This is a genomic window from Actinophytocola sediminis (assembly GCF_054779715.1).
In genome coordinates, this window is record NZ_BAAGXS010000039.1 from 1 (window position 1) to 14,907 (window position 14,907).

Here is a 14,907-nt window from a genome sequence, read left to right on the forward strand (position 1 = left end):
GGGAGGCGGGAGGCGGGAGGCGGGAGGCGGGAGGCGGGAATGTACAGGTCCTGCACGGCCCCGGTCACACGTGCGGGATCAGGCCGGGCACCGCGAGCAAGAAGCACCTGCGGGCCGCAGCGACGGCGGCGGCGCTGGCAGCCGCAGCTCGGCGACTGCCTCGAGACCGGCGTCGACCAGCATCCCGGCCAGTTCTCCGGACGGGTATGAGTGCCAACCCATCGAGTGCGGTCAACGGGCGTTGAAAACCACGAAGCTGGTTGCGTAGCGGGTCCGAGGCTCAGACAGTTCAATGTCCTCAACGAGCACGGCGAGGAGACGGTCGTACAGGTCTCGGATGTGGGCGAGGTCCTGCCGGCTGATGTCCTTATCCTCGTTGAACGTGAACAACTTCTCCCACTCGGGATCCCACGAGTCGGGCCGCGCCTGGCGCCTGCGGACAGACCCGCTTCGAATCTGGGCGTCCGAGCCCCAACCTGTATATACCTCGAAGCAGGCCCCCACGAAGTCCCCGTACGCGTCGAACGCTTGCTGGCTGAACAGAGGAGCGGCGGAGAAAAACATACGGTCCATGTCGCGTTTGATCTTGATCACCTCGGGCGGAGTGAGCTCCTTCCACCGGCCAACGAAGGTCAGATAGCACATCACGTCGTTGATCATCGGAGCCAGCTGCCCGTAGTAATGCAGGCGGGCCTTGATCAGCTCCTGATTGCGCCACTGGCTGGCTTCCCACAACTTGAGCCGCCGGGACAGCCGGTGACCAACGACGGCGACCACCACCGGTACGGCGACCGCGGCCAGGGTCTTGAGGACATCAAGCACGACGGACGTATCAGCCACAGCATGATCCTGGCATGAGCACCCACGAGCCTGACCACCAACGCGCCCCTGAACCGCCAAAATGCGTCACTTCCCACCGATATTGATCATGAACTTGACCGGCAAGTGCGGTCACAACACACGAACATCTGCGGTCACCCTCTGATGGACCACAGCCAGGCAGCGTGTCCGGTGCCATCGAAGTCGAGGCAGTGCCATGGAAACTGAGGCATGAGCGAGTCCCGGCGGGTGTGCCGATTGACGGACGTCGGGTGTTGGTGAGGTTGCGGATCCGTCGGATGCGCTGCCTGGTCGCAGAGTGCGCACGCCGGACGTTCCGGGAGCCGTACCAGGTCTGGTCGAGCGATACCAGCGACGCACCGTCCGGCTTGGTGAACAGATCCGCCGTGTCGTGCGTGAACTGGCTGGCAGGGCCTCTGCCCGGTTGCTGCCAGCTCTCGGGATCGCGGTCGGGCGGGACACCGCGGTGCGGGTCTTGATGGGCATCCCGTTGCCGGATCGCGCAGTGCCGCGGGTGCTGGGGATCGATGACTTCGCCCTGCGCAGGGGTTATGACTACGCCACTGTGGTGATCGACGCCGACACCGGTGCTCGGATCGACGTGCTGCCCGGGCGCGGTGCGCAGGTGGTGGCCGGTTGGCTGCGGGCCCATCCGGGAGTCGAGGTTGTGTGCCGGGATGGTTCGGCGGCGTATGCGCAGGCTGTGCGGGATGCGCTGCCGAACGCGGTCCAGGTCGCCGATCGGTGGTAGTGCGCTATGAGGCGCCTGGTCGTATCCCCGGCCCAGCCGGGAGGAACTTGGAGGGAGGTTCTTGGGTCTGCTGGCTTACCTGGAGCCGAAAGGCGAAGGGGACCACAGCATGCCAGGCAAGCAACGGACACCGTGAAGGCGTCGATGGTGGGCCGTTGTGGGACCCGCGTGATATGGCGAAAGCTGGATTGCCTGAATCCCAATTCCCGGTTGATGGATGGTCGCATCCGTCGGAAAGACGCCCGAAGCCGACGCCGCGCCCTGCCCCGGCTTGATGCCATGGCGGGGCAACCCCCAGAGCGCGGGACGATGCCCAGTGAGGGCATTCAAGGGGATGAGTGGGACGCCTACGTCACGCTGTCGTACGACCAGGACGAACATGGGATCGCCTACGGGACGCGAGTCCTATGGCGACGGAGGTCTGGTAGTAGTCGCCGGAGTCACGTCCGGCCGAGGAGGACGGGAAGGCCGTCCGCAGGGCGAAACAGACCAGGTGATCGGGCATTCGGAATCCGAGAGGTATGCGTAATGCAGAGCGCCGAAACGGTGCTGGATGTCCTGCGTGAGCGCGGCAGGCGTGGCCTGCCGCTGGATGAGTTGTATCGGCAGTTGTTCAACCCGCAGTTGTATCTGCTGGCCTACGGGCGGATCTACTCCAACAAGGGGGCGATGACGCCCGGGGCCTCCGGGGAGACCGTGGACGGCATGTCACTGGGCAAGATCGGACTGCTTCGGAAGTCTTGATCATTCGGTCATGCTCTCCACGCTGGCGGAGAAGATCCACGACAACAGGTTCCTTCGCCTGGTGCGCAACATGCTTACGGCCGGATACTTGGAAGACTGGGTCTGGAACGCGACGCTGAGCGGTGTCCCGCAAGGCGGCGTGGTCTCGCCGACCTTGTCCAACATCTATCTGCACCGGTTGGACGAGTTCGTCGAAACGGTCCTCATCCCGGAACACACCCGAGGGCGTGTTCGGAAGCAGAGCACCGAGTACGCCCGGGTGCGAGCGGCCAGAGACCGGGCGCACCAGCGCGGCGACCACGCCTTGGCGCGGGAGCTGCGCAAGCAGGTGCGCGGTATGCCCAGCGGGGATCCCCATGATCCCGGCTTCCGACGCTTGCAGTACGCCCGCTACGCCGACGACACCCTGCTCGGGTTCGCCGGGCCCAAGGCCGAGGCCGAGGAGATCAAACAGCGCCTGACGACCTTCCTGCGTGACGAACTCAAACTGGAACTGTCACAGGACAAGACGTTGATCACGCACGCTCGCACCCAGGCGGCGAAGTTCCTCGGCTACGAGATCAGCGTGCTCCACAACGACCGCAAGGTCACCCGCGGCCGTCGCAGCGCCAACGGCATCGTCAGCCTGCGGGTGCCGGAGCCGGTGATCAAGGCTAAGAAAGCCCCTTACCTGTCGCGCGGCAAACCCGAGCGCAGGCCCCATCTGATCAACGAGGACGACCACACCATCGTCAACACCTATGGGGCCGAATGGAGGGGCATCGTCCAGTACTACCTGCTGGCCGGAAACGTCCATCGTCTCTATCGACTGCATTGGGTCATGGAGACCTCACTGCTCAAGACCTTGGCCAACAAGCGCCGTTCGTCGGTGTCGAAGATGGCCAGCAAGTACGCGGCCACCATCAGCACCGCGCACGGGCCACGCAAGTGCTTCGAGGCCAGGATCGAACGCAGCGGCAGGAAGCCACTGGTCACACGGTTCTCTTGGCGGATCGGTGCGAGATCTGCAAGAACACGGACGGCATCTCGGTGCACCACGGAGTGGGCGCAACTAATGGCACGACGGCGGCGCAAGACCCTGGTGGTCTGCCGCTCCTGCCACGATGCGATCCACTCTGGACAGTCAACTCCACAACTCACGCAGTAATCACCGGAGAGCGACGTGCCGTAAAGTCGCATGCGTCGTTCGGGCTGGGGGCCGCTGGAAAAGGACCCGTGTTGCGGGCACCTCGCCGGCGGCCCACCAGTGCTCTCTGGCACGGTCTATGCGACGCCGTGAGCAAAGAGGTCGCCGCCCACAGCGCGTGCTGGGCCACGGCCACGGGACTGCGCGAGGGGAAGCGTGCCGAGACCACCCTCCAACGATGGCAACAGATCCACGCCTTGCTCGAGGCCGGAGTCGGGCTGCTGGACTGCTCACACCGCCTCGGCCTAGCGATGAACACCGTCAAGCGATACGCCGTGCGGCCACACCCGAGCGCATCCAGCGAGTTCCCAAATGCTGACCCGACCGAAGAATCTCACCGAACGGCAACACGAACGACTCAAAAGCTTGGCCGCGGCCTGTCCCGAGATGACGGCACTACCAGGCGTTGTGCGCGCTTTCGCAGCTCTGCTCTCTCCCCACAAGGACAACCTCGCCCGGTTGACGACCTAGATCACCGCCGCACGCGAGACGGACCTACCCCACCTGCACTCCTTCACCCGAGGCATCGCCCAAGACGCCGACGCCGTCATCGCCGCCATCACCCTCGAGCACCACTACGCACGCACCGAGGGCGTGCGCCAGAGCGGATCTTGAGACAGTCCCTCGGCGCGGACAAGAAGGACCTGGACGATCCTCCGTCAGCGCGGGCCGGTCAGCTGGCGCGCTCCAGGCTCGCCGGCGCACGCAGGTCCACCGCGGTCAACGCGATCACCGCTGACAGCGGCTGCGGTGCCGGCACCAGGTGCAACCGGTTCGACCCGGTCTCGTGCGCCGGCACGGCCTCGGCGCACTCACACGAGTCATCGCCGAAGCCGGCGAACCGGTAGGTGACCTCCATGATCCGGTTTCGCTCCGTCGGCCGGAAGTCTGCGAGCAGGTGCACCCCGGCCCGCTCAGCCTCGTTGACCAGCCAGCTGAGGATCTGTCCGCCGACACCGAGCGAGACCACCCGGCACGAGGTCGCCAGCAGCTTGATGTGCCAGACCCCGGGGTGGCGGTCCAGCACCACGACGCCGACCGCGCCGTAGGGGCCGAACCGGTCGGACACGGTCACCGTGAGCACCTCGTGCGCCGGGTCCGCGACCATCGCGAGCAGGGTCTCCTCGGCGTAGAACACGCCGGTGGTGTTCATCTGGGTGGTCCGGACCGTCAGCTCCTCGACCCGCCCGAGCTCCGCCTCGGCGGCCCTGCCGATCGTCAACTGGACCTCGAGCGAGCGCAGGAAATCCTGGTCCGGCCCAGGAAAGTCGGCGCGGTAGGCGTCCCGCTGGAATCCGGCCTGGTACATCTGCCGGCGACGACGGGAGTCGGTGGTGATCGTTTTCGGCGTGAACTCGGGCAGGGTGACCAGCGACGACACCTGGGCGTCCGAGTAACAGCGCACCTCGGGCAGGTTGAACTCGACCTCAGCGCGTTCCTGCGGCCGGTCGTCGATGAAGGCCACGGCTTCTGGCGCGAACCGGAGCTCGTCGGCGATCTCACGCACGGACTCGGACTTCGGCCCCCAGCCGATTTTGGGGAGCACGAAGTACTCCGCGATCCCCAACTCGGTCAGCCGAGCCATCGCGAGGTCGAAGTCGTTCTTGCTGCTGACGGACTGCAGAATGCCGCGCTCATCAAGGGTTTTGATGGTGTCAAGAACACCGTCGAAGAGGTCGACCTGATCGTCCTCGAGCAGGGTTCCGTCCCACAGCGTGTTATCCAGGTCCCAAACCAGACACTTCACCGGTGTCACCACGGGAACTCGCTCCTCACCGTTCACGGTCGGGGGGACGCGGCCGCCGAGAGCGCGTGCTCGGCAAGCAGCAGCTGGCAGGTCTCGTTGGTCCCCTCGATGATCTCCATCAGCTTGGCGTCGCGGAACGCGCGAGCGACGAGCCCGTTGTCCGCCGCGCCCCAGGACGCCAGAATCTGCACGGCGGCCGCGCTCGCGGTCGCCGCATGCCGGGCACTCGTGTACTTCGCCAGCACGCCGGCCATCACCATGTCGGGGCTTCGTGCGTCCCAGCGGTCGCTGGCGTGCTCGCAGGCCAGGGATGCGGCGCGCTCGGCGACGTACAGCTCGGCGAGCTGGCGGGCCACGAGCTGGTGCCCGGCGATCGGCTTGCCGCCCTGCTCGCGCCGTGCGGCGTGGGTGGTCGACGCCCGCAGGCAGGCCCGCAGAATCCCGACACAACCCCAGGCCACCGACATCCGTCCATAGGCCAACGCGGTGGTGACCAGCAACGCGATCGACGGCCCGCCACCACCGAGGACGTTACCGACCGGCACCCGCACCGCGGCCAACTCCACGTTCGCGTGCCCGCCGGCCCGGCAGCCGAGCGGCGTCGGGACCGGCTCGATCCGCACGCCCGCCGCGGCCGTCGGCACGACGACAGCCGCCGCGCCGTCCGCGTAGCGCCCGAACACCACCAGCAGGTCGGCGTACTGGGCCGCGGTGACCCAGCGCTTGGCACCGGTGACCACCACGGCGTCGCCGTCGTCGGTGATCTCGGTCGCGATGCCGGACAGGTCGCTGCCCGCGTCGCGTTCGGTCATGGCGACCGCGGCCAACTGCCCACCGACAAGCTCGGGCAGGAACGCGGCCCGCTGCTCGAGGTCACCGAGCCGCTGGATCGCCCACGCCGCCATCCCCTGCGAGGTCATCACACTCCGCGTGGAACTGCACAGTGCCCCGACGTAGGCGGTGAACTCGCCATTGACCTGACTACTCGCTCCGAGTCCACCGTGGACAGTCGGGACCTGGGCGCAGAGCAGGCCCCGCTTGCCGAAATCGCGCAGAACGTCGACCGGTACCGCACCCGCCGCGTCCCAGGCATCCGCCTGGTCCGCGACGGCGGCACGAACGAACTCCCGGTCAGCGTCCAAGCTGTCAGGCATCTGCCGCTGTCTCGCGGAGCCGGGTCACCAGGGCCGCCATGTTGTCCATGGTGCGGAAGTTGTCCAGCTTCAGATCCCGGCCGATGATCGAGATCTCGAAGGCGGACTCCAGGAACACGACCATCTCCATGGCCACCATGGAGGTCAGAATCCCGGCCTCGGCAAGATCCGTGTCGTGCGCGACCGCGGCGTTCGCCTTGGTCTCGACGTAGGCCCTGATCCTGGTCGCCACCTCGGAGCCGGCCACGCTGTCGACAGTCTCGTTCGTTGTCACTCGATCATCCCTCGTACTCGTAGAAGCCGGAACCGGACTTGCGGCCGAGCCGACCGGCCCGGACCTTGTCGAGCAGGTGCTCGCACGGCAGGTACTCGGTGTTTCCGAGGCGTTCGCTCAGCGCCACCAGGGCATCAGCCAGGTTGTCCAGACCGATCAGGTCGGCGGTACGCAGCGGCCCGGTTGGATGGCCAAGACACCCCGTCATCAGGGCGTCGACCTCCTCCACCGTCGCGACACCCTCCCCGACCAGCCGGGCGGCGTTGTTGATCATCGGGTGCAGCAGGCGACTGGTGACGAACCCCGGCGCGTCGCGCACCACGATCCCGCGGCGGTTCACCAGGTCCAGCAGGGACTGCACCGACTCCATGGTCCGGTCGCTGGTGCGGGGGCCACGGGCCACCTCGACCATCGTGATCAGGTACGGGGGGTTCATGAAGTGGATGCCGACCAGCTCGTCCGGTCGCTCCACCGAGGCGGCCAACTCGTCGATCGGGATACCGGAAGTGTTGGAGATCAGGACCGTGCCGGGCGCGACGAGGCCGGACACCTCGCGGAGGAGTTTGTCCTTCTGCTCGGCATGTTCACTGACGGCCTCGATGACCGCGAGCGACCCGACGCAGTCGGCGACGGCGGCGCTGGTGACCAACTCCCCCGGCACCACGCCGTCCGGCGCCGCACCGAGCAGTTGCGCGTGCCGCAACTGGCGGTCGACGGAGACGCGACCACGTGCCAGCACCGCGGGGTCGATGTCGACGAGCGTCACCGGGATCCCGTGCGCGATCATGAGCGTGGCGATGCCGGTGCCCATGACGCCCGCTCCAAGCACCGTGACCTGCTGAGTCATCCGATCTCCTTATGTCGACGAGCGCGCTACTTCTTCCTGGCCAGGGTGATGCCGTCACCCATCGGGAGCAGCACGATGTCCACGCGATCGTCCTCGTGGAGGAACTCGTTCAACGCACGGATCGCCACCGTGTTCGGGTCCTGCGCCGCCGGGTCGACAACCTGGCCGAAAAGGAGCGTGTTGTCGAAGACGACCAACCCGTTGGCGGGGAGCAGCCGCAATGCCGCCTCGTAATAGTCCCGATAGCCCGTCTTGTCGGCATCGATGAAGACGAGTTCGAACGAGTTCGGTCCGAACTCGTCGTACAGGTCGGCGAGGGTCCGCGTCCCGTCGCCGACCCGGAAATCGATGCGGTCGGCGACACCGGCGCGTTTCCAGTGGTCCTCGGCGATCGTCGCCCACCGCGAGTGGAGGTCGCAGGTGATCACCGTGCCGTCTGGCGGGATCGCGCGCGCGAGGCAGAGCGCGCTGTAGCCGGTGAAGGTACCGACGTCCACCACCCGACGCGCGCCACTGAGCCGCACCAGCAACTCCAACAACTGGCCTTCCTCGGCCATGACCATGAGCTTCTCGCCCCCGGGTAGTTCCAGGGTGAGCTCACGGAGGTCGCGGAGGACCTCGTCGTCACGCAGGGAGACCTGTCTCACATAGGACAGCAGGTCGTCAGTGACTTCGAGTTGGCTCGCCACGTCTCCTCTTTCTGTGCGAATGGGTGGCTCCCATACGTTCGCGCAACCGCACCGTCAGTAAGTGCCGTCAGTAAGTGCGAGGTCTCCGCGAATGTCGTGAGCGGAATGCGCAGGTGATCCACTTGCTCACGGATTCTAGTCCGGGCGGTCACGTCCCCGTGGTGATCGTGCTGATCGAGCGGGCCAGGGCGGGCAGGGCCTCGGGGCCGCCACTCGCGCCCGCGTAGCCGTCCGGACGGATGAGCAGGAAACCCGGCCTGCCGCGGCGGACCTCTTCGTGCTCGACCAGGTCCGGATGCGCGCTGGCCAACTCCGCGCCCCGCGCTGCCGCGTCCGCGCCGCGGGTGAGCAGTCGGAACCGGCCGGTCTCGGCCGGGCGCCAGTGGGCGGTGCGGCGACCGGCGAGCTTGTCCTTGCCGGACCGCGCACCGAACAGCACGTCCGGGTAGGTGGACCGCCAGCCGGCCATCGCCGGGGCGTACTGCCGCTCCAGCACCCCGGTCGCCCGCAACAGCCGCCACAGGGCATTGCGGACCTTGACGCCGGCCGGACCCAGCATGCCCTGCTTGGTCAGCCGCCGCGTCGCCAGCACCGTCTGCCGGATCGCGGCGAACCGCTCCGGCTCGTAGGTGTCGAGCACGACCGGGTCGAGCCGGCCCGCGATCACCCCGGCCAGCTTCCACCCGAGATTGTGCACGTCCTGCAGCCCGAGGTTGAGCCCTTGGCCGCCGGCCGGCGAATTGACATGCGCCGCGTCGCCGACCAGGAAGCACCGGCCCTTCCGCAGTGCCGTGGCCACCTTCTCGTGGGCCTGGAACACCGAGCGGGTATCCACGTCGGTGAACCGGAGGCCACCCGGCCCTCGGGTGTCCAGGATCCGCTGCACCGTCGCGGAGTCCAGCGTCTCGCCGACCGTGTCCGCATCGACGAACCCCGCGATCCGCGCCCGACCGCCGGGCAGTGGTGCCACCACCAGCACGCCGGCGCGGCGCAGGTGATAGTGCAGGTGGTCGCGGCGGAAGTCGCCCTCGATCCGACCCTCGGCGAGGATGAACTTTCCAGGATAGGTCTCGCCAGGGAACTCGATGCCGAGCTGTTGGCGCACCGTGCTGTGCGAACCGTCCGCACCGATCACCCAGTCGGCGACCAGCTCGAGCTCGGTGCCATCGGCCCGGCGCGCGGACACCGCGACACCGTCGGGCCCCGGCTCCACCTTGATCACCTCGGTGCGGCGCTCGACGGTGCCACCCAACTTCACCAGCGCGTCCTCCAGCACCGCGACGTTGGCCTCCTGCGGCAGCAGCAGCGCGGCGTTCTCCTCCCCGAGCGGGACGTCGATCGGCGTCGCGCCTTCCGAATGGAAGCTCAGCGCGCTCACCCCGACACCTCGCGAGCGAGCCTGCGACATGGCGCCGATCTCGTCGAACAGTCCCAGCGTCGGCGGCCACAGCAACACCGCCCGCGACCCTGTCCCGGCCTCGGCTTCCGCCTCCACCACGCGCACGTCGATCCCGCGCCCGCGCAGCAGGCACGCCGCGACCAGTCCGCACGGGCCGGCCCCGACGATCAGCACCGGAATCCTGTCAGCCATCGTGTTCCTCCAACTCGTCCTCGATCCACGCGCGGATGCGGTCGGCGACCCCCGGCGCGTCGTCCTCAACCACCGAGAAATGATCGCCCGGCACATCGACAGCCTGGTGCGGAAGGTCCCACGACGCCTTGGCGTCAGCGGTTCCGCCCGCCCGCACCAGCAAGGTCGGCGCGCCGATCTTCTCCGGCCGCCAGTCCTCGAGCAGCCGTAGGTAGGCACCCATGGCGGCGAGCCGACCGTCGTCGACCGGGACCCGGTCCGCCGCACGCCGCAGCATGGCCTCGATCATCGCCGGACGCACGTCACCGCGCGGCTGGTCGGCCAGCGGAAAGGTGTCGACCAGTACGACGCCGGCCACGGCGGCGCCGTCGCGCTCCAGCCGGGTGGCCACCGCGTGCGCGAGTTGACCGCCGGAGGAGTACCCGACCAACAACGCCGGCCGACCGTCGAGCTCAGCGCGCAGGGCGCCGCACACCAGGTCGACCACGCCGTCCACAGTGGACGGAACGTCGTCCTGGTCGAACCCGGGCATCGACAGCGCGAGCACGTCACGCTCACCACGCCACCCGGCGGCGATGCGGGCGAACTGGTGTGGCCCGGAGGTCGCCAGCACCGATGGCACGCACACCAACGGCATGCCGGCGGGTCCCTGCGCCAGTCGGGTCACCACGGCCCGACCGGGTGCCCTTGGCGGCAGGAAACCGGCGGCGGCGCCAAGGAACTGGAGGAACTCGTCGACCCGACCCTCGGTCCGCGCCCGGTCGAGCATCGCGGTGAGCAGGCCGGCGGGCGGCGTCGAGGACGCCGCACCCCGGTCGGGCGCCAACCTGGCCGCCAGGGCCGCCGGCGTCGGGTAGTCCAGGATCACCGACGGCGGTAGCCGCACCCCGGTCGCCGCGACGAGCCGGTTGCGCAGCTCGACGGCGGTCAGCGAGTCGAACCCGAGTGCGAGGAACTCCCGGTCCGGCGCGACCGGTTCCGCCGGGTCAAGGCCGAGCACGGCGGTGGCCTCGCCGATGACAAGGTCCAGCGGCGACCTGGTGTCGGCGAGCGCCGCGGCGGCACGCCGTTCGGGTCGGTACACGGCCTCGACGAAGCTGCCGGCGGCCACGGCGGCGCCGAACACGGGCCAGTCGAGGTCGGCCACCAGCACGGCCGGCGGCCCGCCAACGGCGTCGAGCATCGACTCCAGCGCGGTGGCCACGCGCAGACCCCGCAGCCCCCTGACGCGCAGCCTTCGCAGTCGCTCCTCGTCGTCGTCCCCCCACGGGCCCCAGGCGATCGAGGTGGCCGGCAGGCCATGCGCGCGGCGGTGCTCGGCGAGCGCGTCCAGCGACGCCGCGGACGCGGCGTAGGCCACCTGTCCGATGCCGCCGAAGGTGCCCGCGACCGAGGAGAAGACCACGAACGCGGCCAGCTCACGACCACTGGTCAGCTCGTGCAACCGCCACGCGGTCGCGACGTTCGCGTCGAGCACGGCCGCCAGTCGGTCGCCGTCGAGATCGGTGAGCGGCCCTTCGTCGTGGCGGTCGACGGCGTGCACGACGGCGGTCAGCGCCGGGTCGGCGGCGAGTTCGTCCAGCCCCCCGACGGTCACCGGCACGCCGAGGTCCTCGCCGGGGTCGTCGGTCACCAGCAGGCGCTCGACGCCAGCGGCCGCGAGATGGCGCAACAGCACGAGGTTGCCCCCGGTCACGAGCACCGCGCCGCGCGGTTCCCACGGTCGGCCACTGGGCTCCGTGTGGACCAGCCGCGGGACGAACGCGCCGGTTCGGCGGAGGGCAAGCACCCGCTCCCCCGGGTCGGCCAGCACCGAGCACAGTTGCCGCCAGCACGAGTCGTCCGGCTCGACCGGCAGGTCGACCAGACCGGCGAACCGTTCCGGGGCCTCCACCGCGACGGTGCGCGCCACTCCCCAGACCGCGGCCCGCCACGGGTCCGGCGCGGCGTCGTCGTCCCCTGTGGACACAGCGCCGCGGGTGAGGAACCAGACCGGGGCGTCGAGTCGCCGCACCAGCGCGAGGGTGCCGGCGGCGTCGGCCTCGGACACCACTCCGGACACCGGTCCATCGACTGCGAGGCCGGCGGCGTCCGCGGCGTCTGCGATGTCCGCGGCGGCCACATCGACCACGGTGGCGCCGTGCCGAGCGAGCGCCCGGCCAAGCGCGTCGTCGCGTGCGTCGATGACCAGCCAGGTACCCGACAGCGGTCGCGGAGCCGGCGCCACGATCGGGGACCAGCGCACCCGGTACCGATCGGCGACCGCCCGCCGCGGGATCGGTGGCCAGTACCGCTCGCGCTGGAAGGCGTAGGTGGGCAGGTCGACCCCGGCCGCGCCGGGGAACAGGACCGACCAGTCGACCCGGTGTCCGCGCACGTGCAGTTCGGCGGCGGCGGCGAGGAACCGCGTGAGCCCGCCCTCGTCGCGGCGCAGCGTGCCGGTGATCAGCGGGTCGGTGCCCGCCTCGTGCGCGGTCTCGGCGATGCCCGCGGTCAGCACCGGGTGTGCGCTGACCTCGACGAAGGTCCGGTGCCCCGCGGTGAGCGCCGCGCGCACCGCGGCGTCGAACCGCACGGGCTGGCGGATGTTGCGGTACCAGTACTCGGTGTCCATCCCGGACGTGTCGAGCCGCTCGCCGGTGACCGTCGAGTACAGGGGGATGTCCGCCGGGCCAGGACGAGCATCGACGAGCGCGGCGAGCAACTCGGCGCGAATGGTCTGGACCTGCGGGCCGTGCGAGGCGTAGCCAGGCGACACCCGGCGGACCCGCACACCGGTGCGAGTGCCGGTCTCGACCAGCTCGTCCAGCGCGGTCAGCTCGCCACAGACCACCACCGACCGCGCGCCGTTGACGGCGGCGATCGCGAGCCGCGATCCCCACGGGGCGATCAACTCCGCGGTCTCCTCCGGCGACAGGGACACCGCGCTCATGTCACCCTTGCCGAACAGCGGGGCCAGTGCCGCCGCCCTGCGGGTCAGCAGCCGGGCAGCCTCGTCGAGCCCGAGCGCGCCGGCCACCACCGCGGCGGCGAACTCGCCCTGGCTGTGGCCGATTGTCGCGGCCGGCTCGACGCCGTGCGCACGCCACAGCTCGGCGAGCGACACCATGACCGCGAACGTCACCGGCTGGAGCACGTCCGCCCGGCCGAGCCGGTCCCCGCGCAGTTCCTCGAGCAACCGCCAGTCCACGTGCGGCTCGATGGCCGCGGCGCACTCGGCCATGCTGGCGGCGAACACCGGCGAGGTCGCGAGCAGCTCGTCGGCCATGCCGAGCCACTGCGTGCCGTGGCCGGGGAAGACGAACACCGGCTGCCCGGAGTGGTCGGTCGCGGTGCCGAGGACGACCCCGGGATCGGGTTCGCCGGCGGCGAGCGCGGCCACGCCCCGGCGGAGCTCATGGCCGTCGGCACCGAGCACGACCGCCCGGTGACCCAGGTTCGCGCGGCCGACGACCAGCGAATGCCCGACGTCGGCCGGCCCGCGGTGCGGCTCGACGGCCAGCAGCCGTTCGGCCTGGGCGCGCAGTCCGTCGGCGGTGCCGGCGCTGAGTACCCAGGCGAGGGCGGCCGACGGTGCGGCGGGGTTCGTTGGCACACCGTCGGTTGACGCGCTGTCGGTTGACGCGCTGTCGGCCGGCGGAGCCTGCTCGACGATCACGTGTGCGTTGGTACCGCTGACGCCGAACGCCGACACGCCGGCCCGCCGCGGCTGCCCGGTGTCCGGCCACGGTCGCGACTCGGTCAACAGCGCCACCGTGCCGGCCGTCCAGTCGACGTTCGGGGTCGGCTCATCCACGTGCAACGTCGGTGGCAGGACGCCGTGGCGGATGGCCTGCACCATCTTGATCACGCCGGCCACGCCGCCGGCGGCGGCGGTGTGGCCGATGTTCGACTTGATCGAACCCAACCACAGTGGACGGTCGCGCCCCTGGCCGTATGTCGCGATGATCGACTGGGCTTCGATGGGGTCGCCGAGCGGTGTTCCGGTGCCGTGTCCCTCCACGACGTCCACTTGGGACGGTGTGAGACCGGCACCGGCCAACGCCCGCCGGATCACGGCGCGCTGCGCCGGCCCGCTCGGCGCGGTGATGCCGTTGCTGGCGCCGTCGGAGTTGATCGCGCTGCCCCGCAGCACAGCCAGCACCGGGTGACCGAGCCGCCGCGCGTCGGACAGGCGCTCCACGAGCAGCACGCCAGCGCCCTCCGCCCAACCAGTGCCATCGGCCGCCGCGGCGAACGAGCGGCAGCGGCCGTCCGGCGAAAGGCCGCGCAGCGCGGAGAACAGCACGAAGCCGTTCGGGGTGCACAACACCGAAACCCCGCCGGCAACGGCGAGCGTGCACTCACCACGCCGCAGGGCAGCGATGGCCAGGTGCAGCGCGACGAGCGAGGACGAGCACGCGGTGTCCACGGAGACCGCCGGGCCGGACAGCCCGAGGGTGTAGGCGATCCGGCCGGACAACACGCTCGACGCGTTGCCCGACAGGAGGTAGCCGGCAAGTTCGTCGCGCAGCGGGCCGAGCAACTCGTGGTAGTCCTGGTTGCTGGTGCCGACGAACACGCCGGTGTCGGAGTCGCGCAGCGAGGTCGGGTCGATGCCGGCCCGCTCGATCGCCTCCCAGGTGGTCTCCAGCAGCAACCGCTGCTGCGGATCCATGGCGAGCGCCTCGTTCGGCGAGATACCGAACAGCCGCGCGTCGAACTCCGCCACCTCGCGCAGGAACCCGCCCTGCGCGGTATAGGTCGTGCCAGGGGTCTCGCCGTCCGGGTCGACCAGTGCGTCGAGGTCCCAGCCGCGGTCGGTGGGGAACCCGGTGATGGCGTCGCGCCCGTCGGCGACCAGATCCCACAGGTCCTCCGGCGAGGCGACACCGCCAGGGTACTGGCAGGCCATGCCGATGATCGCGATCGGTTCCTGCTCCCGCTCGCGCAGCTCGCGCAACCGGGAACGGGTCTGGTGGAGTTCGACGGTGACCCGCTTGAGGTAACTCCTGACCTTGTCGTCAGCCGTCGCCGTGTCATCAGTGGTCACCGCTCGTGCTCCCCGATCTCCTCGTCGATGAAGGCGAACATCTCCTCGTCGG

The 14,907-nt window shown here is 69.6% G+C and carries 10 protein-coding genes and 1 pseudogene; 3 read left to right on the plus strand and 8 right to left on the minus strand.

Annotated elements, in window-relative coordinates; genetic code table 11:
- Positions 1-231: 231 nt before the first annotated feature.
- Positions 232-840: a hypothetical protein gene (locus ACYVIP_RS24220; RefSeq protein ID WP_460400133.1), complete on the minus strand. Its 609-nt coding sequence runs from the start codon at positions 838-840 to the stop codon at positions 232-234.
- Positions 841-1,049: 209 nt separating this feature from the next.
- Between ACYVIP_RS24220 and ACYVIP_RS24225 the strand changes: the two are divergent.
- From ACYVIP_RS24225 to ACYVIP_RS24235, 3 genes and pseudogenes are all read left to right on the plus strand, one after another.
- Positions 1,050-1,588: pseudogene (locus ACYVIP_RS24225) on the plus strand (ISL3 family transposase); the annotation flags it as partial.
- Positions 1,589-2,119: 531 nt separating this feature from the next.
- The gene (locus tag ACYVIP_RS24230) at positions 2,120-2,335 is read left to right on the plus strand and encodes a hypothetical protein (RefSeq protein ID WP_460400135.1); all 216 of its coding nucleotides are present in this window, start codon (positions 2,120-2,122) and stop codon (positions 2,333-2,335) included.
- A gap of 10 nt (positions 2,336-2,345) precedes the next feature.
- Complete coding sequence (locus ACYVIP_RS24235; protein WP_460400137.1) at positions 2,346-3,482, plus strand: group II intron reverse transcriptase/maturase; 1,137 nt, start codon at positions 2,346-2,348, stop codon at positions 3,480-3,482.
- Between the two features lie 712 nt (positions 3,483-4,194).
- Here ACYVIP_RS24235 and ACYVIP_RS24240 read toward each other — a convergent pair.
- From ACYVIP_RS24240 to ACYVIP_RS24270, 7 genes are all read right to left on the minus strand, one after another.
- Entirely contained in the window at positions 4,195-5,268 is a 1,074-nt protein-coding gene (locus ACYVIP_RS24240) for an HAD-IIIC family phosphatase (protein WP_460400139.1), read from the minus strand.
- A 32-nt stretch (positions 5,269-5,300) separates the two neighbouring features.
- Positions 5,301-6,422, minus strand: coding sequence for an acyl-CoA dehydrogenase family protein (locus ACYVIP_RS24245; RefSeq protein ID WP_460400141.1), 1,122 nt, complete (start codon positions 6,420-6,422; stop codon positions 5,301-5,303).
- Positions 6,415-6,696, minus strand: a complete 282-nt coding sequence (locus ACYVIP_RS24250) for a phosphopantetheine-binding protein (RefSeq protein WP_460400143.1) — start codon at positions 6,694-6,696, stop codon at positions 6,415-6,417. Before ACYVIP_RS24250 ends, ACYVIP_RS24245 begins: the two co-directional genes overlap by 8 nt.
- 4 nt (positions 6,697-6,700) lie before the next feature.
- Positions 6,701-7,543 (minus strand): 3-hydroxyacyl-CoA dehydrogenase family protein, encoded by an 843-nt coding sequence (locus ACYVIP_RS24255; protein WP_460400145.1) that lies wholly within the window; start codon positions 7,541-7,543, stop codon positions 6,701-6,703.
- Between the two features lie 26 nt (positions 7,544-7,569).
- Positions 7,570-8,232, minus strand: coding sequence for an O-methyltransferase (locus tag ACYVIP_RS24260; RefSeq protein ID WP_460400147.1), 663 nt, complete (start codon positions 8,230-8,232; stop codon positions 7,570-7,572).
- A 148-nt stretch (positions 8,233-8,380) separates the two neighbouring features.
- Positions 8,381-9,823, minus strand: coding sequence for an FAD-dependent oxidoreductase (locus ACYVIP_RS24265; RefSeq protein ID WP_460400149.1), 1,443 nt, complete (start codon positions 9,821-9,823; stop codon positions 8,381-8,383).
- Positions 9,816-14,855 (minus strand): alpha/beta fold hydrolase, encoded by a 5,040-nt coding sequence (locus ACYVIP_RS24270; protein ID WP_460400151.1) that lies wholly within the window; start codon positions 14,853-14,855, stop codon positions 9,816-9,818. Before ACYVIP_RS24270 ends, ACYVIP_RS24265 begins: the two co-directional genes overlap by 8 nt.
- Positions 14,856-14,907: the final 52 nt, after the last annotated feature.